16 protein-coding genes and 1 tRNA gene are annotated in these 20,762 nt (G+C 64.0%); 7 read left to right on the top strand and 10 right to left on the bottom strand.

From position 1 onward, the window contains the following. Positions 1 to 47: 47 nt before the first annotated feature. From AAFG13_RS15655 to AAFG13_RS15635, 5 genes are all read right to left on the bottom strand, one after another. Positions 48 to 470 carry a hypothetical protein gene (locus AAFG13_RS15655; protein ID WP_342712552.1) on the bottom strand — a complete coding sequence of 141 codons (423 nt, stop codon included), beginning with the start codon at positions 468 to 470 and terminating at the stop codon, positions 48 to 50. Between the two features lie 4 nt (positions 471 to 474). Beyond that, positions 475 to 2,310: a hypothetical protein gene (locus AAFG13_RS15650; RefSeq protein ID WP_342712551.1), complete on the bottom strand. Its 1,836-nt coding sequence runs from the start codon at positions 2,308 to 2,310 to the stop codon at positions 475 to 477. Positions 2,311 to 2,462: 152 nt separating this feature from the next. Beyond that, positions 2,463 to 2,879: a hypothetical protein gene (locus tag AAFG13_RS15645; protein ID WP_342712550.1), complete on the bottom strand. Its 417-nt coding sequence runs from the start codon at positions 2,877 to 2,879 to the stop codon at positions 2,463 to 2,465. 204 nt (positions 2,880 to 3,083) lie between these two features. After that, positions 3,084 to 3,159, bottom strand: a tRNA-Ile gene (locus AAFG13_RS15640). Between the two features lie 115 nt (positions 3,160 to 3,274). After that, positions 3,275 to 4,243, bottom strand: a complete 969-nt coding sequence (locus AAFG13_RS15635; RefSeq protein ID WP_342712549.1) for a tripartite tricarboxylate transporter substrate binding protein — start codon at positions 4,241 to 4,243, stop codon at positions 3,275 to 3,277. A 119-nt stretch (positions 4,244 to 4,362) separates the two neighbouring features. On the opposite strand from AAFG13_RS15635, the gene AAFG13_RS15630 reads away from it, so the two are divergent. After that, on the top strand, positions 4,363 to 5,331 hold the full coding sequence (locus AAFG13_RS15630; RefSeq protein WP_342712548.1) for a TAXI family TRAP transporter solute-binding subunit: 969 nt from the start codon (positions 4,363 to 4,365) through the stop codon (positions 5,329 to 5,331). A gap of 73 nt (positions 5,332 to 5,404) precedes the next feature. On the opposite strand, the gene AAFG13_RS15625 is transcribed toward AAFG13_RS15630, so the two are convergent. Then, positions 5,405 to 6,595, bottom strand: coding sequence for an ABC transporter substrate-binding protein (locus AAFG13_RS15625; RefSeq protein WP_342712547.1), 1,191 nt, complete (start codon positions 6,593 to 6,595; stop codon positions 5,405 to 5,407). Positions 6,596 to 6,901: 306 nt separating this feature from the next. Here AAFG13_RS15625 and AAFG13_RS15620 point away from each other — a divergent pair, with 306 nt between their 5' ends. Next, on the top strand, positions 6,902 to 8,035 hold the full coding sequence (locus AAFG13_RS15620; protein ID WP_342712546.1) for a molybdopterin-binding protein: 1,134 nt from the start codon (positions 6,902 to 6,904) through the stop codon (positions 8,033 to 8,035). Positions 8,036 to 8,044: 9 nt separating this feature from the next. Then, positions 8,045 to 9,994, top strand: coding sequence for a molybdopterin biosynthesis protein (locus AAFG13_RS15615; RefSeq protein WP_342712545.1), 1,950 nt, complete (start codon positions 8,045 to 8,047; stop codon positions 9,992 to 9,994). Between the two features lie 888 nt (positions 9,995 to 10,882). On the opposite strand, the gene AAFG13_RS15610 is transcribed toward AAFG13_RS15615, so the two are convergent. Together AAFG13_RS15610 and AAFG13_RS15605 are read right to left on the bottom strand one after the other, a co-directional pair. After that, the gene (locus AAFG13_RS15610) at positions 10,883 to 11,218 is read right to left on the bottom strand and encodes a hypothetical protein (protein WP_342712544.1); all 336 of its coding nucleotides are present in this window, start codon (positions 11,216 to 11,218) and stop codon (positions 10,883 to 10,885) included. 529 nt (positions 11,219 to 11,747) lie between these two features. Then, complete coding sequence (locus AAFG13_RS15605; RefSeq protein ID WP_342712543.1) at positions 11,748 to 14,309, bottom strand: fused MFS/spermidine synthase; 2,562 nt, start codon at positions 14,307 to 14,309, stop codon at positions 11,748 to 11,750. A 232-nt stretch (positions 14,310 to 14,541) separates the two neighbouring features. Here AAFG13_RS15605 and mobB point away from each other — a divergent pair, with 232 nt between their 5' ends. The 4 genes from mobB to AAFG13_RS15585 all read left to right on the top strand — a co-directional run bounded on the left by mobB (position 14,542) and on the right by AAFG13_RS15585 (position 17,752). Further along, a complete protein-coding gene (gene mobB / locus AAFG13_RS15600) occupies positions 14,542 to 15,069 on the top strand; it encodes a molybdopterin-guanine dinucleotide biosynthesis protein B (protein ID WP_092116225.1) in 528 nt (175 codons plus the stop codon). 56 nt (positions 15,070 to 15,125) lie between these two features. Further along, positions 15,126 to 15,395, top strand: a complete 270-nt coding sequence (locus AAFG13_RS15595) for a sulfurtransferase TusA family protein (RefSeq protein ID WP_212310714.1) — start codon at positions 15,126 to 15,128, stop codon at positions 15,393 to 15,395. A 333-nt stretch (positions 15,396 to 15,728) separates the two neighbouring features. Next, positions 15,729 to 17,381, top strand: coding sequence for an OFA family MFS transporter (locus AAFG13_RS15590; RefSeq protein WP_212310713.1), 1,653 nt, complete (start codon positions 15,729 to 15,731; stop codon positions 17,379 to 17,381). 89 nt (positions 17,382 to 17,470) lie between these two features. Then, positions 17,471 to 17,752, top strand: coding sequence for a hypothetical protein (locus AAFG13_RS15585; RefSeq protein ID WP_342712542.1), 282 nt, complete (start codon positions 17,471 to 17,473; stop codon positions 17,750 to 17,752). A 192-nt stretch (positions 17,753 to 17,944) separates the two neighbouring features. On the opposite strand, the gene lon is transcribed toward AAFG13_RS15585, so the two are convergent. Both lon and AAFG13_RS15575 read right to left on the bottom strand, forming a co-directional pair. Continuing rightward, on the bottom strand, positions 17,945 to 20,320 hold the full coding sequence (gene lon, locus AAFG13_RS15580; protein WP_342712541.1) for an endopeptidase La: 2,376 nt from the start codon (positions 20,318 to 20,320) through the stop codon (positions 17,945 to 17,947). An 11-nt stretch (positions 20,321 to 20,331) separates the two neighbouring features. Then, positions 20,332 to 20,739: an Hsp20/alpha crystallin family protein gene (locus AAFG13_RS15575; RefSeq protein WP_342712540.1), complete on the bottom strand. Its 408-nt coding sequence runs from the start codon at positions 20,737 to 20,739 to the stop codon at positions 20,332 to 20,334. Positions 20,740 to 20,762 lie beyond the last annotated feature (23 nt).

Below are 20,762 nucleotides of genomic sequence, written 5' to 3'. Positions count from 1 at the left end.
GCCATCCGCGGCCTATGGAACTGGTGATGTTTGGCGCCGGGTTGGTGTCATCCACCATCTTTCTCAGGTAGCCGATGTGTTCGCCGATATAAGCTTTCGAAGCGGTCGCGCAGGTAGGCGAAGTCGGGACTGTCTAGGCCGCCGGCGTTCTCCTGCATCAGTCTCAGCCAGGTAGACCACATCGCATCATCGGACTGATCTGTCCCCAGCACGGTGGCGATATGCGGATTGTTAAACAGCAGATTGCGGAGGCGAAGTTGCTGTTGCGGCCTGTATGACAACCCGTTCAGCGTCTCCTCGCGTAGGGCCCGCCCGTGGGTATGCTCGGCGTGCAGGACGCAAAGAAACTCGAGCATGGTGAGCCATGGCGTCTGCTCGTCATAGAGCCGGTGACCCCATATCGCCTCGTCGACCCACATACGGGGGCCGGTATTATCGTCCTGGCTTGTCGGCCGCGGGAGTATTTCCATGACCTCAGATCCTCACCACGACGCGGCGCTGACCGGCTCTACCGTCGCTTCCGAGTTCGATGAAGCGAAGCATCAACTCGCCGTCTGTGGGAGCATCATCCTCGTCGATCTCCCGCCGGCGCTCGGTCGCACTTAGGAGCTTTGCCTTGAATGCGAGAAGGTCCTCATGGCACTCGAGCGAGAAGCTACTGGGCAGCGCCCCCTCGGCTACTCGTCCCAGGAACTCGAAGCGCGTCGGCGTCAACGGAAGAATGACGGCGCCGGGATCGTCGCCGCGCGATACGCGCACCCGAAGAGACACCCCATCCTTCGCCGCCGGGATCAGCGAGACTTCCTCCCCCTGTGAGCGGGGTACCGACACCATCTCGTCGAGCAGCGGGCTAGTCTTCGATTGGGAATGACTGCCCGAAGTGGCGAGCACCAGTTCATCCTGGTTCTGGACCAGCATTCCGGTGAAGACCCGATTGAGCCCTCGCATGATCAGGGGCATGACCCCTCGCGGAGCAGCTTCCTTGGCTTTCAGCTTTTTGGTCATGTCAAGATAGGTGCCGCCGTAGCGAAAGACGGTCAGGTCCCAAAGCTCGAAATGACCTTCGTGGTTCTCGGGCAGGGTGAAGAAAAGGCGCTGACGCTGGGACCGTAGCATTGGAAGGAACTCGTCTCGTGCGCCGGCGTCCGCTGCTTCAAGGTAAGCGCGCTGGGCTCCTGTATACGCCGGAGTGCCGCCGTAAATGGGATCCGTCAAAACCAGATTCTGATAGGTTTCATGGAGATCAGGATCATCTGCACCGTACACAAGCAGGTCGTCGACCCTGTTACTCGTTTCCGATCCGATCCCGAAAGAATTGAGCTTCCGGAACAGATCGGTCTTCTCGGCTCGACGGGACGAAAGGTTCTCGCCGAACACGTTACGGTAGATGCTTGCAAGATGTAGGCTCTGCTGAGCAGCGATTTCGGAGACCTCGCCGCATGACATTAAGCCATCCCTCGCTTTGGGGTGGCCCAACAGGATGTTCGTGACGAGCGCGAGTAACTGACGGACTGGAAAGTGAACGCCATTTTGTTCACTCAACTCAACCAGTGCTGTTAACCGCTTTTGGAAGACCGCCCCGTCGGAAGTGTCTTGCAGCCTCCGGCGATTCTCCAGGATGGGGCAGGCGTTATTGCCATCATGAAGGGGACAGGTGGCGCACTCACCCCAACCCGAATGAGACATCATCTTGCCGATGATTAGGCCGATCATCTCAGAGGCGGGAGCTTGGCTCAGGTCTCTAAGGTTTAGCCTGATTGTAGGATCTGGATTTATGCCAGTGACCAGCAGGCTCTCCACGACCTTTGTCATCGACTTCATGGCGTCGGTCTGCGGCGCAGCCTTGAGCTTTTCCAGTAGCTGTCCGTGGTTCGCCGCGATCAGATATACTCTCGATGGATTTGTTTCCGCGACATCCGCGGCCATCCGGTTGAGAAGTTCTGCGCTATCTTCCGCCATTAGCTCGCTGAGATCTTTAACAATAACGATCTCACGGGAGTTCACGTTCAACGTCTGAATCTTGTCGCCACGATTCCAGTCGGTCGCTGAGCCGCCCAAGGCCATCCAGACTTCGCGGCAGTGGTAGGTCTTGCCATCGCCGGCCGTGCCCGTGAGGATTTCCGTCAGCGGGCTCGCGGATTGGAAATTCGCAACAAGGACGTCCAAGAACTGAGCGGGCAACACCAACGGTTCGATTTTAAGGCGCCTCAGCGATCGCTGGATGGTCTCATCGTACATGTTATCGTTGGTTGGAATAGGACCGTAATTCCGCAGAAACTTGATCCAGCGACTCTCGGGCGTTGCTGCCATTTACGTCTTCCCCCCTCAAGACGCATTCCGCTCCGCGCGGTGGTCAATGAGATCATTTTCTGCATCATAAACGTGTAAAAGTCACGATTGCCATCGTAAAGCGGTGCCTAGTGGTAACAGGGCCGGAGCGGAAAATCTGCCCACCTTTTGGATCAATGTTGAAGGACTTCAAGACTGGAAACGGACTGCCCCTCGAAGTGCTCCATTAAATCCCGGAGGGTCCGTCGGTCGCTTACCAGCACGGCCTTTTCATTCAGGGCAACTTCCAGGACCTCTACATCAGCCTTCCATTCAGGATGGCGTTCGCTGCCGAGATGCGCAGCAAGTTCATCGAAGTCTGGGCCGTTCTGCTCCCACTCAACATCTCGGCCGTCGCCTCCAGCCACGCCCTCGGTGATGAACGCCGAACGGCCCAGAAGGAATCTTGAGCAGAGATCGTCCCTCGCTGCGGAGCGCATCGCCCTCAATTGATTGTCCGTCGCCATAAGGTGTCCGCGCAGGCCACTCAACGGCTTCAACCTACCTTCCATCAATGCGGTGAACAGCGCGGTGTCGAAGATGAAAGTCATTTTGCCTCGATTTTTTTCAAAGTACGCCAAAAAAACCGGCTCGAATTTTTCCGAGCTTACAACGCGGCAAAACCAAAACTACAAGAAATTACAGCGAGATTTCAACAAGATACCAAATCGAGTCATTCTTAAAGGTGCGGATCGAGTCACTCTTAAACGGCGATCGAGTCACTCTTTCGTAGGCCGTACACCCTCTGAACTCATTGGTGGGCCCGGCAGGACTCGAACCTGCAACCAGACCGTTATGAGCGGCCGGCTCTAACCATTGAGCTACAGGCCCCGCCGCCTTGCGGGCCGCGGGGTGCGGCCGGCAACGGTGCGGGCTCCGTTTACAGGGTGCGTGGGGTTTCGGCAATGCCGCCGCGAGGCCCCAGCGCCGCCGCACCATCGGCCGCTCAATCCACCGAGACGCCGGCGAACTCCACCACCTTGCGCCATTTCTCGGTCTCGTCTGCCACCAGTTTGCCGAATTCGGCCGGGGTCATCGGCTTCGGGATGCCACCGACCTCGGCGAGCCGCGCCACCAGCTTGGGGTCCTTCAGGGCCTCGCCGACCGCCTTGTTGAGGGTCTCGACGACTTCCGGCGGCGTGCCCTTCGGCGCCGATATGCCGTAGAAGCCGACCGCCTCGAAGCCCGGCACGGTCTCGGCGATCGCCGGCACGTCGGGCACGCCCGGCCAGCGCTGCGGCGAGGTCACGCCGAGCGCGCGCACGCTGCCGCCGCGCGATTGCTCCAGCGCCGACGGCAGGTTGTCGAAGATCAGCTGCACCTTGTTGGAGATGATGTCGGGGAAGGCGATCGCGGATCCCCGATACGGCACGTGCTGCATGTCGCATTTGGTCATCGCCTTGAACAGCTCGGCCGACATGTGCACCGAGGTGCCGTTGCCGGACGAGGCGTAGGCGACCTTGCCCGGGTTGGCCTTGCAGTAGTCGATGAACTCCTGAACCGTCTTCACCGGCATCGCGTTCGAGACCACCAGCATGTTGGTGAGCTGCATGATGCTGGCGACCGGGGTGGTGTCGCGCAGGAAATCGTAGGGCAGCTTCTTGTAGAGCGAGGTCGAGATCGCGTTGTTGGGTGCGACGAACAGCAACGTATAGCCGTCCGCCGGTGAGTTGATCGCAGCGGCGGCTGCGATGTTGCCGCCGGAGCCAGCGCGGTTCTCGACCACGAATTGCTGGCCGAGATGATCCGACAGCCACTGGCTCATGATGCGCGCCACGATGTCGACCGGGCCGCCGGCGGCGAAGCCGATCAGCCAGCGCACCGGACGGTTCGGATAGTCGGATGCGGAGGAGGGGCTAGCGGAGGCAAGGTAACAGATCAAACCAAGCAACGCGGCACGTGCGAACCGGAACATCGTCTCTCCCGTCATTTTCTTGTGACTGTTGCCCTCATGGTTTCACAAAACGCTGGCTTTGCCTACGACCCCGCCCGTGCGACGATAGTCGCGCTTATGCGCAATGCCTGAGGCTCGGGATGAAATTCGCTGTCATGATTTGCGCCGGCGCGCTGCTGCTCGCGGGCGACGCGACGGCGCAAGAGGGGAGCAAGACCATTTCCAAAACCACGATCAGTTTCGCCACGGCGACGCCGGGTGGCGGCTTTCCGCTCTATGGCAATGCCTTCGCCGAGGCGATGAACGCGGCCGATACGACGCTGTCGATCGAGCCGCGCAACACCAAGGGCTCCAACGAGAACATCCCGCTGCTCGAGGCGGGCAGCGTCGATATCGCAACCGTTGCCGGCGAGCCGTCCTACGAGGCCTTCATGGGCATCGGCCGGCCGAAGGCCACCAAGCTGAAAATCCTCACCGCGATGTATTCGAGCCCGGGCATGTTCGTGGTGCGTGCCGACAGTCCCTACAAGACGATCCAGGACCTGGTCGGTCAGCCCGTCGCGTTCGGCGCCAAGGGCTCGGGCCTGCCGATCCTGTCGCGCTACATCCTCGACGGCATCGGGCTGAGGCAGGACGAGGACTTCAAGTCGATCTATCTCGATCGCGCCGGCGATGGCCCTGCGATGGTCGAGGACGGCCGTGCTGCGGCGCTGTGGGGCGCCGGCATCGGCTGGCCCGGTTTCAGCAAGATGGCCGAGAGCGCAAGCGGTGCGCGCTTCATCGCGCCCACCGCGGACGAGATTGCCCGCATCCGTGCCAAGCACACCTTCCTGAAGCCGCTGACGATTCCGGCCGGCAGCTACCCGAAGCAGACCGCGGCGATTTCCTCGGTCGGCTCCTGGAGCTACATCCTGGTGCGCGAGACGTTGCCCGAGGATGTCGCCTACCGGCTGGCGAAGACGCTGCACGGCGTCGAGGCTGATTTCTGCAAGAAGCTCGCGCAGGCTTGCGAGACCACGGCAGCGAACACCGTCGCTGCCGCGCCCGATATCAATCTGATCCACCCCGGCGTGCTGAAGTATTTCAGGGAGATCGGGGTGGCGAGATAGCGCGGCGAATGGTGAGTGGCGAATAGCGAATGACCGCATCTATTCGCTACTCCCTATTCGCCAATTGCCTATCTCATTTCTTCACCAACGAACACGCCGGGTCCGGCGGGCCGAACGCGTCCTCGCCCGAGATCTTGGCCAGGATCTTGTAGTAGTCCCACGGATACTTTGACTCGGCCGGGGTCTTGACCTGCACCAGCCAGAGATCGTGCACCATCAGATTGTCCTCGCGCAGTCTGCCGTTGCGGGCGAAGAAATCCTCGACCGGCTTCTCGCGCATCTTGGCCGCAACCTTGAGCGGATCGTCGGTGCCGCTTTCCTTGATCGCGTTCAGATAGGCGGTCACCGAGGAATAGACGCCGGCCTGCCACATCGTCGGCATCCGGTTCATCTTGGCGAAATAGCGCTTCGACCATTCCCGGGTCTTGTCGTCCATGTCCCAGTAGAACGAGGTGGTCAGCAACAGGCCCTGCGCGGCCGACAGGCCGATCGAGTGGATGTCGGTGATCAGCGCCAGCAGCGCCGCCATCTGCTGCCCGCCGGCGAAGACACCGAACTCGGCCGCGGTCTTGATCTCGTTGGTGTTGTTGGGCGGTCCGCCGGCAATGCCGATGATCTTGGCCTTCGAGGCCTGCGCCTGCAGGATGAAGGACGACAGATCGGGCGTCGCAAACGGCGGCCGCACCGCGCCGAGCACCTTGCCGCCGTTCTTGGTCACGATCGCGGAGGCGTCCTTCTCCAGCGAATGGCCGAACGCATAGTCGTCGGTGATGAAGAACCAGCTGTCGCCGCCGCGCTTCACCACCTCCTGGGCGGTGCCGACCGCGAGCGCGCGGGTGTCGAACACCCACTGCATCGCATAGGGCGAGCAGAACTTGCCATGGAAGTCGGTCGCGCCGGTCGAATGCGTGATGAACAGCTTCTTCTTCTCGTTGGCGATGTTCTGCACCGCGAGCCCGACCGCCGACACCGGCACGTCGACGATCAGATCGACCTGATCGACGTCATACCAGCGCCGCGCGATGGTCGCGCCGATGTCCGGCTTGAGCTGGTGATCGCCGACGATCACCGAGATCGGCTTGCCGAGCACCTTGCCGCCGAAATCGTCGACCGCCATCTGCGCGGCGGTGACCGAGCCCTGTCCGGTCGGCGTCGAGGCCGGGCCGTTCATGTCGGTCAGCACGCCGATCTTGACGATGTCGTCGGATACCTGCGCCGATACGGCCGAGGAGGCCAGCAGCGCGGCTGCGAGCGTCCCGAACATGGCTAGTCTGGAGCCAATGCCGTTCCGATTGAATCGGAACGGCGCTCCAGATTTTTGTTTTGACGCGTTTTCTTCACGCGAACCGGTAACCACTTCGCTCGAAAACGCTCTGGTGGCGATCATTCTGTTTCCCTCCTGAACTGGCGCATTGGCCATTATGGTTGTGCCGGGCCTCCGGGACCCGGTCATATTGGTTTCTTTTGCAACTACTTTGGGGTCCGCGTCAACGCGCCATCGGTCTAATGGCGGTGCCCCGGCACGGCGCAAGCTGGTTTCATTCGGGGCCGATTCAGTCCATAGCGGGCCATGATCACCGCCCAGCGCCTTCCGGCTTCGCTCACCCCGCTCGATGCGGCGCTGGCCGCCGTGCTGCGCGACCTCGCGCCGGTCCAGCCGATCGAGCTGCCGCCGGCCGATGCACTGCGCTGCATTGCGGCCGAGATGCCGGCCCTGCGCGCATACCCGTTGCACGATGTCGCCGTCAGCGACGGCTGGGCGATGCGCGCCAATGATCTGGTTGGCGCGTCGTCCTATGCGCCGCTGCCGCTGGCTGGACCGCCGGTCTGGGTCGCGGCCGGCGCAGCGATGCCCGACGGCACCGACTGCGTGGTCGATGCCGATGCCGTCGACACCTCCGGTCCGCTTCCGCAGGTGCTCGCCGAAGCCATCCCGGGGCAGGGCGTCCGGCGTGCCGGCAGCGACATTGCCGCCGGGCGCGCCGTGATCGCGGCCGGCGAGCCGCTGCTGTCGCGCGGTCTGCTGCTCGCGCGCGCCGCCGGACTGGAGCTGTTGCGCGTACGGCGGCCTCGGCTTCGCATCGTCAACATCTGCAACGGTCAGCTGACCGCGCAACTGGTCGCCGACACCGCGCGCCTCGCGGGCGTTGAGATCGATTATGCCGAGGCGGCGCCCGATGTGGGGGCGATTGCAAACGCGCTCGAGGCAGATGGTTGCGATCTCATCATCACGATCGGCGGCACCGGCGTTGGTCACACCGATGCGGCGGTGAATGCGCTGGCGGCACGTGGAGCGTTGGTCGCGCACGGCATTGCCCTGCAGCCCGGGCGCACCACGGCGGTCGGCCGGATCGGTGCGACGCCGGTCGTCGCCTTGCCGGGCGCGCCGGATCAGGCTTTCGCGGTCTGGTGGACGATTGCGCTTCCACTGCTCGATCGCTTGTCGGGCCGGCGCCCGCGCAAATCGCTCGCCCTGCCGCTGGAACGCAAGATCGCCTCCGGCGTCGGCATTGCCGAGGTCGTGCTGCTGACGCGTCGGCAGGGTTCTCAGCATGGCTCTCAACAGGGTTTTTGGGCGGCGCTCGCGATCGGGGACCTGTCGCTCGATGCCATCGCGCGCGCCGAAGGCCTGCTGATTGTGCCCGGCGCCGCGGAGGGCTTCGCTGCGGGCACCGTCGTCGATGCCTATATGTTGCGGGAGTGAGTTCCCGAGATGACCAATATCTTCACGCCGAAACCCAACCCATCCGTCGAGCAGGACCAGTTCCTGACCGTACTGTCGCGCGAGGAGGCGATCGCGCGCTTCGAGGCGGCGCTGTTCCCGCGCCAATTGCCGTCCGAGACGCGGCTGCTCGCTGATGCGCTCGGGCGTGCGCTGGCGGAGGACGTGGTGGCGCCGATCGACGTGCCACCGTTCGATCGCTCCAATGTCGACGGCTTTGCGGTGCGCTCCGCCGATCTTGCGTCCGCCAGCGAAGCCACGCCGGTGCAACTCGCGCTGAACGACGAGATCATTTCGTGCGGCACCGCGCCGACCCGGCCGGTGCTGCCGGGCACCGCGACCGCGATTGCGACCGGCGGTCCGGTGCCGCGCGGCGCGGATGCGATCGTGATGGTCGAGCACACCCAGCCCGCCGGCCATGATGCGATCGAGGTCCGGCGCGCGGCGTCGCCCGGGCAGTTCGTGTCCTATGCCGGCTCCGACATCGCGCGCGGCGAGGCGCTGTTGCGCGCGGGAACGATGATCGGCTCGCGCGAGATCGGCATGCTCGCGGCCTGCGGCATTGCCGACGTTCAGGTGGTGCGCCGTCCGCGCGTTGCGATTCTCTCGACCGGCGACGAACTGGTGCAGCCGGGTGAGACGCTGCGGCCGGCCGCGATCTACGACACCAATGGTGCGATCGTCACCGCGGCAATTGCGGAGAACGGCGGCGACGCGGCGTTCCTTGGCGCGATCGCGGACAACGAGGCGATGCTCGAGGCCGCGATGCGCGAGGCGCTGGCGGAGAGCGACATGCTGGTGCTGTCGGGCGGCACCTCCAAGGGTGCGGGCGACGTCTCGCACCGGATCATCACAAGGCTCGGCAAGCCCGGCATCATCGCGCATGGCGTGGCGCTGAAGCCGGGCAAGCCGCTGTGCCTTGCGGTCTGCGACGGCAAGCCGGTGGTCATCCTGCCGGGCTTTCCGACCTCGGCGATGTTCACCTTCCATGACATGATCGTGCCGGTGCTGCGGCGGATGGCCGGCCTGCCGCCGCGCTCCGATGCCAGGGTGGCGGCGAAGGTGCCGGTGCGGATCGCCTCCGAGCTCGGGCGTACCGAGTTCGTGATGGTGTCGCTGGTCGAAGGCGCCGACGGCCTGATCGCCTATCCCGGCGGCAAGGGCTCGGGCGCGATCACGTCGTTCGCGCAGGCCGACGGCTTCCTGAAGATCGAGGCGCTGGCCGACCAGTTGCCGGCCGGCAGCGACGCCGAGGTGACGCTGTTCACGCCGCACGTGCGGGTGCCTGATCTCGTGATCGTCGGCAGCCATTGCACCGGGCTCGATCTCGTCAGCGCGCCGCTGGCGCATGCCGGCCTTGTGGTGCGTTCGATCGCAGTGGGCAGTCTCGGCGGACTCGCCGCCGCAAGGCGCGGCGAATGTGATCTCGCCCCGATCCATCTGTTCGACGACAAGACCGAGACGTACAACACGCCGTATCTGGCCGCCGGCCTCGAGCTCGTGCCGGGCTGGCGGCGCATGCAGGGCATCGTGTTCCGCAAGGACGACACGCGCTTTGCCGGCCTGAGCGCAGAAGAGGCGGTGCGCGCCGCGCTCGCCGATCCCGCCTGCATCATGGTCAACCGCAACCAGGGCGCCGGCACGCGTATCCTGATCGACCGCTTGCTGGGCGGCCACCGGCCCGACGGCTACTGGAATCAGCCGCGCTCGCACAATGCGGTTGCGGCCGCGGTGGCGCAGCATCGCGCCGACTGGGGCATGACCATCGCGCCGGTCGCCCGTGCGTCCGGGCTCGGTTTCATTCCGCTTGCCGAAGAGCACTACGACTTCGCGCTGGTGACGGCGCGCAAGCAGCGGCCCGCGGTGCAGGCCTTTCTCGACGCGCTGGCATCGGACCAGGGCCGCGCCGCGTTGACGGCGGCGGGGTTCAGGCCGGCGTAGCGGCGATTGTTGGCGTCTGCATGGTAGATTCAAGAACGCCGCAGAAATCACCGCTGTCGTCCCGGCGAAGGCCGGGACCCATACGCCGCGGCCGGTGTAGTGAACGAGACTCGTTGTTACAACGTCGCGCAACAAGCAGCATTCGTGGTTATGGGTCCTGGCTTTCGCCAGGACGACAGAGAATGTGTGGCATTGCCCATCTCAATCGTCGTCCCTGCGAAAGCAGAGACCCATAACCACAGGGTCGTGTTGTTGAAGAGAGCTGTGGCCCCAGCGCGTGCACCAACTTCCATTTGTGGTTATGGGTCCCGGGTCAAGCCCGGGACGACACTGAATTTGTTGCACGGCCTGTGAGTCAAACATTCGCATTCTCGCGACATGATCTGCCCGAGCTTTGCTCTTCGTTTCCGCCCTCTCTTGAAGAGGGCGCAGGGAAAGCCGGGTGCCGATCGCACCCATGGGCCCCGTGCAAAAGGTAGAAAGCACGGGGGTAGGACCACAGGTGTAACCGGAGCAATCCGGCTTTCCCTGCGCGATGGGTTACGGCTTACTTCGTGCTCTCCCCGGCGAGACTGGGCTTGCTTGTCACCGCCTTCGCAAAACGCTTGCGCATCTTGCGAGAGGACACCTGCCGCTAGGGCGTCAGGACCACACGACTTCGCCGTCCGCGTCACATGCTTTCGTCTCCGGCATGATCGGCGTCCACCGCATCTCACCGCAACACCCGTGACGATGCGCAGCGCCCCTCGATCGGGTGAGACGGGCAATTCATACACTGAGTTTGTTTTCTGATAAAGCGAAATATTTTTGCGCGCGCGGATTGACAGGTTTTTGCTGAGTTGCCCGTCGGGTTGTTTTGCCGCAGGTCTCGGTGCGACCGGATCCGGCTCAGTGCCGCATGGCCGTCTCGACGAACTCCAGCACGGAGCGCGGGACCTCATCGTATTCGACGAAGCGGCGCCGCAGCTCGTCGGCAATATCGGTCGTGACGTCGCGCGACCATCCTTCGCTGGTATTGAAGGCCACGATGCGGACCGGATGGCTGTAATGGTCATCCAGCAAGCGGCGGATCAGCGTTTTCCGGTCGCTCCCTTCTTCATCGGTTTCGCACCAGGCGCGGCCAAGCCGGCCAAAATCGTTCAGCACCAGATAGGTGTCGTGGTCGATTTGGTGCGGCACGATCGAAGGCGAGCGAGGCATGGCTGGTGCTCCGGCGCTGCACATTATCGTGTTCCGGTCGCCCCGTGCATTGGAAACTTCGAGGTATATCCGCTGGATAGTCGGATGGCGCCTGATGTGAGACGAAGGTGCAATGGTTCTTTTGGAGCAAAGCGTGCGGTCGTTGGTTATCTTCCGTCACCGACATGAGCCCTGTCGAAGGCGTCGGTAACTGAGCTACCAATGGGGCTCCCACCCGCTCAGGGAGCGGTGCGATGTTAAGAAGGCTTCGCTTTAGGAACACGACGTTGGAAGAGGTGCTGTCGGTCGAGACGCAGCGCCCGCGAAAGCGGTTCCGGGTGCGTGGCCAGCCCCCGAGAGAGAGCCGACCGGTAAGGCTTGCCAAGCCCGGGCGACCTGTCGGTCAACGGACCGACTGATCCTGCAGGATAACGAGCCCACGCGGGGTGAGCCCCGGGCGGCGGCCCGTGAACTGGTTCGGGGATATCGCGACTGTGGCCTGATCGCGTTCGCGCTGCTGTGGGCGCAGCTGCTCCAGGAGTTTCCGAAGGCGGTCCTCCAGGAGGTTGCCCGATCACTCGCGCAGCTTGCGGTCCAGGAAGCCGACATAGGAATTATCCGGATCCAGTTTGACGGCCAGGCGAAGCGCGGCACGGGCGGCGGACTTGTCGCCCTCGGCCGTGGCTTGGTGCTCATCCAGAATCGCATTGGCCACTGTACGCGCGGTGTCGAGACGGGCCTCGTCGATGGATTTGTCGGCAAGATAAGTCTCCACGGGCTCGCGGAGGCGCTTCAGTTCGTCCACGCTGACCGAACTCAGCGGATACCAGTTGTAATATTCGAGACGCGGCCGATCATCCGTGAGACTCGGCACATCCCTGACAAAGGCCACGAGCTTTTCATCAGCGGCGATGAATGTCGCCAGGAAATCCTCGGGCGAGCGCAGCCCGTTTGCTGTCAGGTCTTCAGCCACCCCCGGTTTGGACATGCGCGTGGCGAGCACGCGAGGATCGATTTTCAGCGGTTCATCGGAGGCGATGGCCACGCCTTCCATTCTGGACGGCAACCACAGGGAGACGTGCTTGAACTGGCCCATCATCGCCTTGAGGATCATCTTCGGAAGAATGCCGCGGTTGAAATCCAGCGGCACCCATTGCGCGAGAACGCCGCCGGGGCGCATCTTCTGCTTTGCGAGCGCATAGAATTCCTCTGTATAGAGGTTGATGACGCCGGCGTCATGGGGCGGCGGGGGCTCGAGGGTGATGACGTCGAATGTCTCGCTTGTCCCCAGCAGGAAATGGCGTCCGTCCGCGACGATCTGATGGACCTTGGGGTTTTGATAGAACTGCTTGTTGATCGGCACGAAGCGGGGCGCAAACTCGAAAACCGTCGAGGCCAGATCGACCGCATCGATGGATTGTAACTCCTGATGGGTGCTGACCGCACCCACGGTGGTGCCGGTCCCGATGCAGATCACGACCGCCGTTTCAACCGGGCCCGGGTGCAGCAGAATGGGATAGTGCCCCATCGCGGCCATGTAGCGTCGGCCCTCGGGACGGTTGTTGGCATAGCTCTTCGAATTCACCACCAATTGCTGATAGGTGCCCGCCGCCTTCTCGCGATACTCGACCACCGCAAATGTTGCTTGTTTGGTTTCGCGCAGCTCGAGGACATTGCCGCCTTCGATCGAGGTCAGGACCCGTTCAAGATAGTGCGGGGTGAAGAGGAGGAGCGCTACGGCGATGATGCTTGCGGCGACTGCCCCTTGCCGCCACAGGCTGCTTTCTTTCAGAAGATCCGATTGCGATACGGTCGTCGCGACAAAGAGCAGGACATTCAGAACAATCAGGGCGGTGAGCGCCCCCTGGCTCCCCAGATAGGGGATCAGAAGAAACCCTGCCGCCAGGGAGCCCACCACGCCGCCGATCGTGTTCAAGGCGTAGAGCGTGCCGATTCGACGGCCCAGCGCGCTCATCTGCATCACCGTCAGTTCGCTGGCCAGCGGAAAGCTGACGCCGATCAGCGTGGTCGGCAGCAATAGGGCGACGGCACAGATCAGGAAGAATGAAACATCACCTCCCAAGAGCTCCTGCGCCGGAACTGGAACCAGGCCCGATACGATGGGAGACAGCACGGCTTCCACGGTGCGCGCCTTGCCGAGTATCCCAACGGTCAGCGTGGCCGCAACCGCGATGAGCAGCTGTGTGACGGCGAAGTATCGCAGCAGTTGATCCTTGCGGGGTGCGAGCAGCCTCGCGCAGATCAGGGCGCCGATCACCAGGCCCAGCAGGTAAACACCGAGCATGCCGGAGAAGGCGTAAACGCTTGAGGTGCTGACATTGGTCAGGAAGCGGAACCAGACGACTTCATAAGCGATGGAGACGAAGCCGGAGCACGCGAAGATCGCGATGAGGATAGACGTGCCGCGATGCCCCGGCCCGGCGGTTTGCGCCGGCGCTTCCGCCGTGACCGGCGACAGCGGGCTTGCGCCGCGCGCAACGAGCAGGGCGAAGCCGCCGACGCAGACATACAGGCCTGCTGCGACCAGGCTCGATCCGGTGATCCCCCAGAGGCCCATCAGGACAAAGCCGACAGCCAGGGTGCCGATCGCGGCGCCCAGGGTGTTGAACCCATAGAGCAGGCCGATGCGATTGGCGAGGTCGGTTTGCGTGCGGGTCAGGAACTTCACGAGGAAGGGCAGGGTCGCGCCCATCAGCATCGTCGGCAGCGACAGGATGGCGAGCGACAGCGCGACCATGAGCGGCAACCGGAATGGGGACTCCAGGTCCAGCATGGGCGACAGCCAGCCCACCCATGTCGACCAGTGCGACAGGAACGCGGTCACCGCCAGGGAAACGACCGCGAGCGCGAGTTCGAGAAAGCCGTAGATTTTCAGGGGGCGGCTGACGGTGTCGGCGATCCGGCCCCCGAAAGCGCTGCCCAGGGAGAGACCGAAGAAGAAGCTCGCCACCGTTACGCTGACGGAGACGGTCGCGCTTCCCAGCACGAATTGCAGTTGCTTGAACCAGAGGACCTGGAGGATCAAGGATGCCGCGCCGGATGCCAGAAAGATCGCCGTGACCAGAACCCTGTTCTTCAGGCTTATGGCGTCTCGAACACCATCACGATTGGGCACTGGACAGGCCTCCCATTGATCGGGAGAACTGGTACGGCAAATGCCGTTAATATTGCCCTTATGGGGCCGCCCGGTCGCGCTCGCGCCGCCGTGGGCGCAGCTGCTCCAGGGGTTTCCGAAGGCGATCCCCTTGGGGGCCTGATCGATCGCCATCCGCCGGCGGGGCTGGCATGACATTGCGCCAAGGCTGATATAAGCAGCACTGGACGTTATATGTCTGCGGAGATTGCGTATGAAAGTGATAGGCCTCGCGGGCTGGAGCGGAGCCGGCAAGACCACGCTGCTGTCGCGGGTGATCCCCTATCTGCTGGGCCGGGCCTTGCGCGTCTCCGTGATCAAGCACGCCCATCACGAATTCGATGTCGACATTCCCGGCAAGGACTCCTGGGTGCACCGGCAGGCGGGCGCGACCGAGGTGCTGGTGTCCTCGACGCGGCGCTGGGCGCTGATGCACGAGCTGCGCGGCGCCAGCGAGCCGCGGCTGCCGGAACTGCTCGCCAAGATGGCGCAGGTCGATCTGGTCGTGGTCGAGGGCTTCAAGCGTGAGCCGGTCAACAAGATCGAGGTGTATCGCGCCGCCAACGGCAAGCCGCTGCTATTCCCCGACGACCCGCGCGTGGTCGGGATCGCCAGCGACGTTGCGGTCGAAACCAGGCTGCCGGTCGCGCATCTCGACGACATCGAGGACGTCGCCGAATTGATGCTGCGCTCCGCTATTCCGGTCGACGATGTGCTCGCTTCGGCCGCGGCTGAAAGCTGACAGGGTGAGAAGGTGCCGCCGTTGACGATGTATGACGGCTTCGCCATGGTCGAACCATGACCACGATAAAGCTCGATCTCACCGGCCTGAAATGCCCGCTGCCCGCGCTGAAGACGCGCAAGGCCCTGAAGAGCGTGACGGCGGGAGATTTCCTCGAAGTGCACTGCACCGATCCGCTTTCGGTGATCGATATCCCGGCGCTCATCCAGGAGACCGGCGACAGGGTCGAGATCACCGAACGAAGCGACGCCCGGATCGTTTTCCTGATCGAGAAGGCCAATGGATCGATAGATAATTCAAATGGTGCAGCGCCGCGTACGCGCTAGATCCGGCTTGATATCTACCTTTTGCCAATCGACACCTATTTTCCATTCTGCGCGAATTGATAATCTCCGCTGGATTGCGGAGATTGAGCTGTGCCCGGATCGGGGCACATCGGCGGACGACGGCCGGCCTGCGTCCAGATCAGGGACGGCACGGCTGGGCATATCCGGTCGTATTGGGGGTTAGCATTTGCGAAATGCGCGTGGTTGGTCCCGGCGCATCGAGGAAATGTGCGGAGCAGCCGCCTGACGGTGGCCGCAAAGGGCTGAGACCGGGCTGAGACGGGATCGAAGACGCAGACGCGCCCGACAACGGCCGCTGGAGGGGAGGAGTCAATGACCACAGTGAGCAGCGCCGCGCGCGTATCCGCGGCAGGCGCAGGTTTCCTCGACAAGGAACACACGATCGCGACCGCCGGCTTCAACCGGTGGCTGGTGCCGCCGGCGGCACTGTGCATCCATCTGTGCATCGGCATGGCCTATGGCTTCTCGGTGTTCTGGCTGCCGCTGTCGCGCGCGATCGGGCTGACCGCGCCGAAGGCGTGCCCCGATATCTCGCTGGTGCAGGAATTGTTCACGACGACTTGCGACTGGAAGGTCGCGAGCTTGGGGTGGATGTACACGTTGTTCTTCGTCGTGCTCGGCGTCTCGGCTGCGGTGTGGGGCGGCTGGCTCGAGAAGGTCGGGCCGCGCAAGGCCGGCTTCGTCGCCGCGCTGTGCTGGTGCGGCGGCCTCGTGCTCGGCGCGATCGGCATCATCACCCATCAGCTGTGGCTGATGTGGCTCGGCTCCGGCGTGATCGGCGGCGTCGGCCTCGGCCTTGGCTACATCTCGCCGGTGTCGACGCTGGTGAAATGGTTCCCGGATCGCCGCGGCATGGCGACCGGCATGGCGATCATGGGTTTTGGCGGCGGTGCGATGATCGGCGCGCCGCTCGCCGACAAGCTGATGAACTACTTCAAGACCCCGACCTCGGTCGGCGCCTGGGAGACCTTCCTCACCATGGGCGCGATCTATTTCGTGTTCATGATGATCGGTGCGTTCCGCTATCGCCTGCCGCCGTCCGGCTGGCAGCCGGACGGCTGGACGCCGCCGGCCAAATCCAACGCGATGATCTCGACCAAGAACGTTCACCTCGACAACGCGCACAAGACGCCGCAATTCTGGCTGATCTGGGGGGTGCTGTGCTTGAACGTGTCGGCGGGCATCGGCGTGATCGGCATGGCCTCGCCGATGCTGCAGGAGATCTTTGCCGGCAAGCTGATCGGGCTGCCCAGTGTCGGATTCAATGCGCTCGACGCATCGCAGAAGGCGCAGATCGCGGCGATCGCCGCCGGCTTTGCCGGCCTGTTGTCGCTGTTCAACATCGGCGGCCGTTTCTTCTGGGCCTCGCTGTCGGACAAGATCGGCCGCAAGAACACCTATTACACGTTCTTCGTGCTCGGCATCGTGCTCTACGCGCTGGCGCCGACCTTCGCCGCGATGGGCTCGAAGCTGTTGTTCGTGCTCGGCCTTGGCATCATCCTGTCGATGTATGGCGGCGGCTTCGCCACCGTGCCGGCCTATCTGGCCGACATGTTCGGCACCCAGTTCGTCGGCGCGATCCATGGCCGTCTGCTGACGGCGTGGTCGACCGCCGGCATCATCGGTCCCGTCGTGGTGAACTACCTTCGCGAATTCCAGCTCGCCGCCGGCGTGCCGCGCGACCAGCTCTACAACACCACGATGTACATCCTGTGCGGCATGCTGATCGCCGGCTTCATCTGCAACTATCTGATCAAGCCGGTCGATCCGAAATGGCACATGAGCGACGCCGAGGTGGCGAAGCTGCAGGCGGCGACGGCGACCGGCGGCAACGGCGCGACCGGATCGTTCGGCATCGGCAAGGGCGGTCTGGACGGCAGGGCGGCGCTGTTCTGGCTGTTCGTCGGCGTTCCGCTGGCCTGGGGCATCTACATGACGCTGCTCAGCGCGGTCAAAATCCTCTGATCGCGACCATCATCGCCGCGGGCCGCCGATTCCCGGCGCCCGCGGCATTCGCTCTATTCCTTGAACAGAAATCGGATTGGGGGGTTTCAATGTTTCGCACCCGGATTTGCCTTGCCGCCGCGCTGCTCGCCCTGGGACTGCATGCCGCGTCAGCCCAGACCGCGGCGCCGACCGCGCCGGCACCGGCCGCCACCACCACCACGGCCAAGCCGTCGAAGATCAAGCTGACGATGGAGAAGCTAAAGGCGATGAAGGAGCAGTGGCGCGCCAACAAGCCCAAGCTCAAGGCTTGCCGCAAAGAGGTGAAGCAGAAGGGACTGACCGGCGACGACCGCTGGTTCTATATCTCGGACTGCATGGCCAAGACCTGAGCCCGCATATGTACGTAACCCGTCATTGCGAGGAGCGATAGCGACGAAGCAATCCATTGCTCCGCGCATGCGGCGAAATGGATTGCTTCGCTGCGCTCGCAATGACGTGGTTGGGCTGTGTCAGCCCATCTTGCACGGAGCAAAGGGGCGTGACAGCGGTCGCTGCACGCCCCTTTTTCTATTGAGACGCAATCACTCCGCCGCGGCGGGTGTCGCCTTGGCGGGCTCCAGCGCGGCCGCAATTGCCTCGTCGACACGTTCGAGCCAGATGAACTCGAGCTTGGCGCGGGCGCCGGCGGGGATGTCGTCGTAGTCGCGCTTGTTGCGCGCCGGCAGCATCACCCGCGTCAGGCCCGCGGCCGCGGCGGCGACCACCTTCTCCTTGATGCCGCCGACCGGTAGCACGAGGCCGCGCAGCGAGATCTCGCCGGTCATCGCGGTGTCGCTGCGCACGGTGCGATCGGTCAGCAGCGAGGTGAGGGCGGTGAACATCGCAACACCTGCGCTCGGGCCGTCCTTTGGCGTCGCGCCGGCGGGAACGTGGACGTGGATGTCGCTCTTCTCGAACACGGCGGGGTCGATGCCGAGCTGGGAGGCGCGGCTCTTCACCAGCGTCAGTGCGGCCTGCACGCTCTCGCGCATCACGTCGCCGAGCTGTCCGGTGATCATCAGTGCGCCGCGGCCCGGGGTGCGCGAGGCCTCGATGAACAGGATATCGCCGCCGACCGGCGTCCAGGCAAGCCCGGTGGCAACGCCGGGGATGCTGGTGCGCATCGCGATCTCGTTCTCGAACCTGGGCTGGCCGAGCAGCGAGACGATGTCTTTCGGTGCGATCGTGACGTGGCTGGTGCTGCCTTCGGCGATCTGCACCGCGACGTTGCGCAGCACCTTGCCGATCTCGCGCTCCAGATTGCGGACGCCGGCCTCGCGGGTGTAGCTCTTGATGATCAGCCGCAGCGCGTCCGGATCGATCTCGACCTGGTCGGCCTTGATCCCGTTGGCCTCGAGCTGGCGGCGCACCAGATAGCGCTTGGCGATCTCGAGCTTTTCGTCCTCGGTGTAGCCGGGGAGGCTGATCAGCTCCATGCGGTCGAGCAGCGGTCCCGGAACGCCGTCGAGCATGTTGGCGGTGGCGATGAAGACGACGCGCGAGAGGTCGAACGGCACGCCGAGGTAATTGTCGCGGAAGGTGCCGTTCTGCTCGGGGTCGAGCACTTCGAGCATCGCGGCCGACGGATCGCCCTGGATGCCGCGGCCCATCTTGTCGATCTCGTCCAGCATCATCACGCAATTGCGCGCGCCGGCCTTCTTGATGGCCTGGATGATGTTGCCGGGCAGCGCGCCGATATAGGTGCGGCGATGGCCGCGGATCTCGGCCTCGTCATGCACGCCGCCAAGGCTGACACGAACGAACGGCCGCGACATCGCGCGTGCGATCGATTGCCCGAGCGAGGTCTTGCCGACGCCGGGCGGCCCCAGGAAGCAGAGGATCGGCGCCTTGCCGCCGGGCGCGAGCTTGCGCACCGCGAGATACTCGATGATGCGGCTCTTGATCTTCTCCAGCCCATAATGGTCCTGGTCGAGGATCTTGCGCGCCTCGGCGATGTCGATCGGCTTCTCCTCCGGAAGGCTCCAGGGCAGGTCGATCAGCCAGTCGAGATAGCTGCGCACCATGCCGGACTCGGCCGCCGCCTCCGGCATCCGCTCGTAGCGGCGCAATTCCTTCTGCGCCTGGCTCTCGGCCTCCGGCGGCATCTTGGCTTCTGCAATCGCCTTGGTCAGCTCGACAACCTCGGCCGCCTTGCCGTCGCCTTCGCCGAGCTGGCGCTGGATGGTCGCCATCTGCTCGCGCAGGATCGCTTCGCGCTGTCGCTCGTCGAATACGGCCTTGGTCTTCTGCCCGATCTCCTGGCTCAGCCTGAGCACCTCGATACGCTCGGCGAGATGCCGCGAGACCTTGTCCATCCGCGCCACGAGGTCGACGGTCTCGAGAATGTCCTGCTTCTCCGCGGGCTTGATGTCCATGTAGGAGGTCGCAAGATCGGCGAGCGTCGCCGGCGACGTCGTGCCCTGCAACGCGGCGATCAATTCGGGCGGCGTCTGCGGCAGCAATTGCGCGGCCTCCAGCGCCTGGCGCTGCAGATTGAGGAAGCGCGCCTCGATCTCGGGCGAGGTCGTGGTCGGCTCGGGGATCTGCAGCACGCGCGCCGCCAGGAACGGCGTGCCGGGCAGATAGTCGAGCACGCGCATGCGCTGCACGCCCTGGCAGACCAGATGGTGGCTGTCGTCGGCGCCGGTGATGTAGCGCACGATGTTGGCGACGGTGCCGACCCGGTACAGCCCGTCGGGGCCGGGATCGTTGGCCTCGGGATCACGCTGCAGCAGGATGCCGATCGGCCGCTGCTCGCGCACCGCCTGCTGGGCGGCGGCAATCGAGGTTGCGCGCGCGATCGTGATCGGAATGATGACGTCCGGAAACAGCACGGTGTTGCGCACCGGGACGATGATCGTTGCGTCGCTCGGGATCGGCGCCGAGCTCGCCGGATTTGAAACGTCTGTTGCAGCCATGTCGAAATCCCTCAGCTCGATTTTCCGAGCCGCAGGCCGACGCAGCCATGCGCGGCAAAGCGGCTGATGGTGTAGCGGCCGGTCGGCAGCGTGATGCGGCGCTCGAAGCGGCCCTGCGGCAGCTCGAGGCGCAGGATGCGGGCGTTGCGGAGTTCAGCGGGCAGGATGCGGCGGCCGGAGATCACCAGCGTGCCGCCGTCGAGCGCGGCCTCGACCTCGTCGGGATCGACCCCCGGCAGCGCGACCAGGATCAGGATTTCCTCCTCGGTCTCGATCACGTCCATCGGCGGTTCCCAGCTCGGCTCGCTGCCCTCCCCGCGCGGGTGCAAATTGAGGAAGCTCTGGTGCAACCGCTCGGCGCGGGCGAGCGCCTCGATCGCATCCGTCAGCATCCAGTTGATCTGATCCTTGGGCCGCATGGGCACTCTCCACGTCGCATTGG

The sequence above is a fragment of the Bradyrhizobium sp. B124 genome (assembly GCF_038967635.1).
GTDB lineage: Bacteria > Pseudomonadota > Alphaproteobacteria > Rhizobiales > Xanthobacteraceae > Bradyrhizobium.
This window is presented reverse-complemented; position numbering and strand designations above follow the sequence as displayed.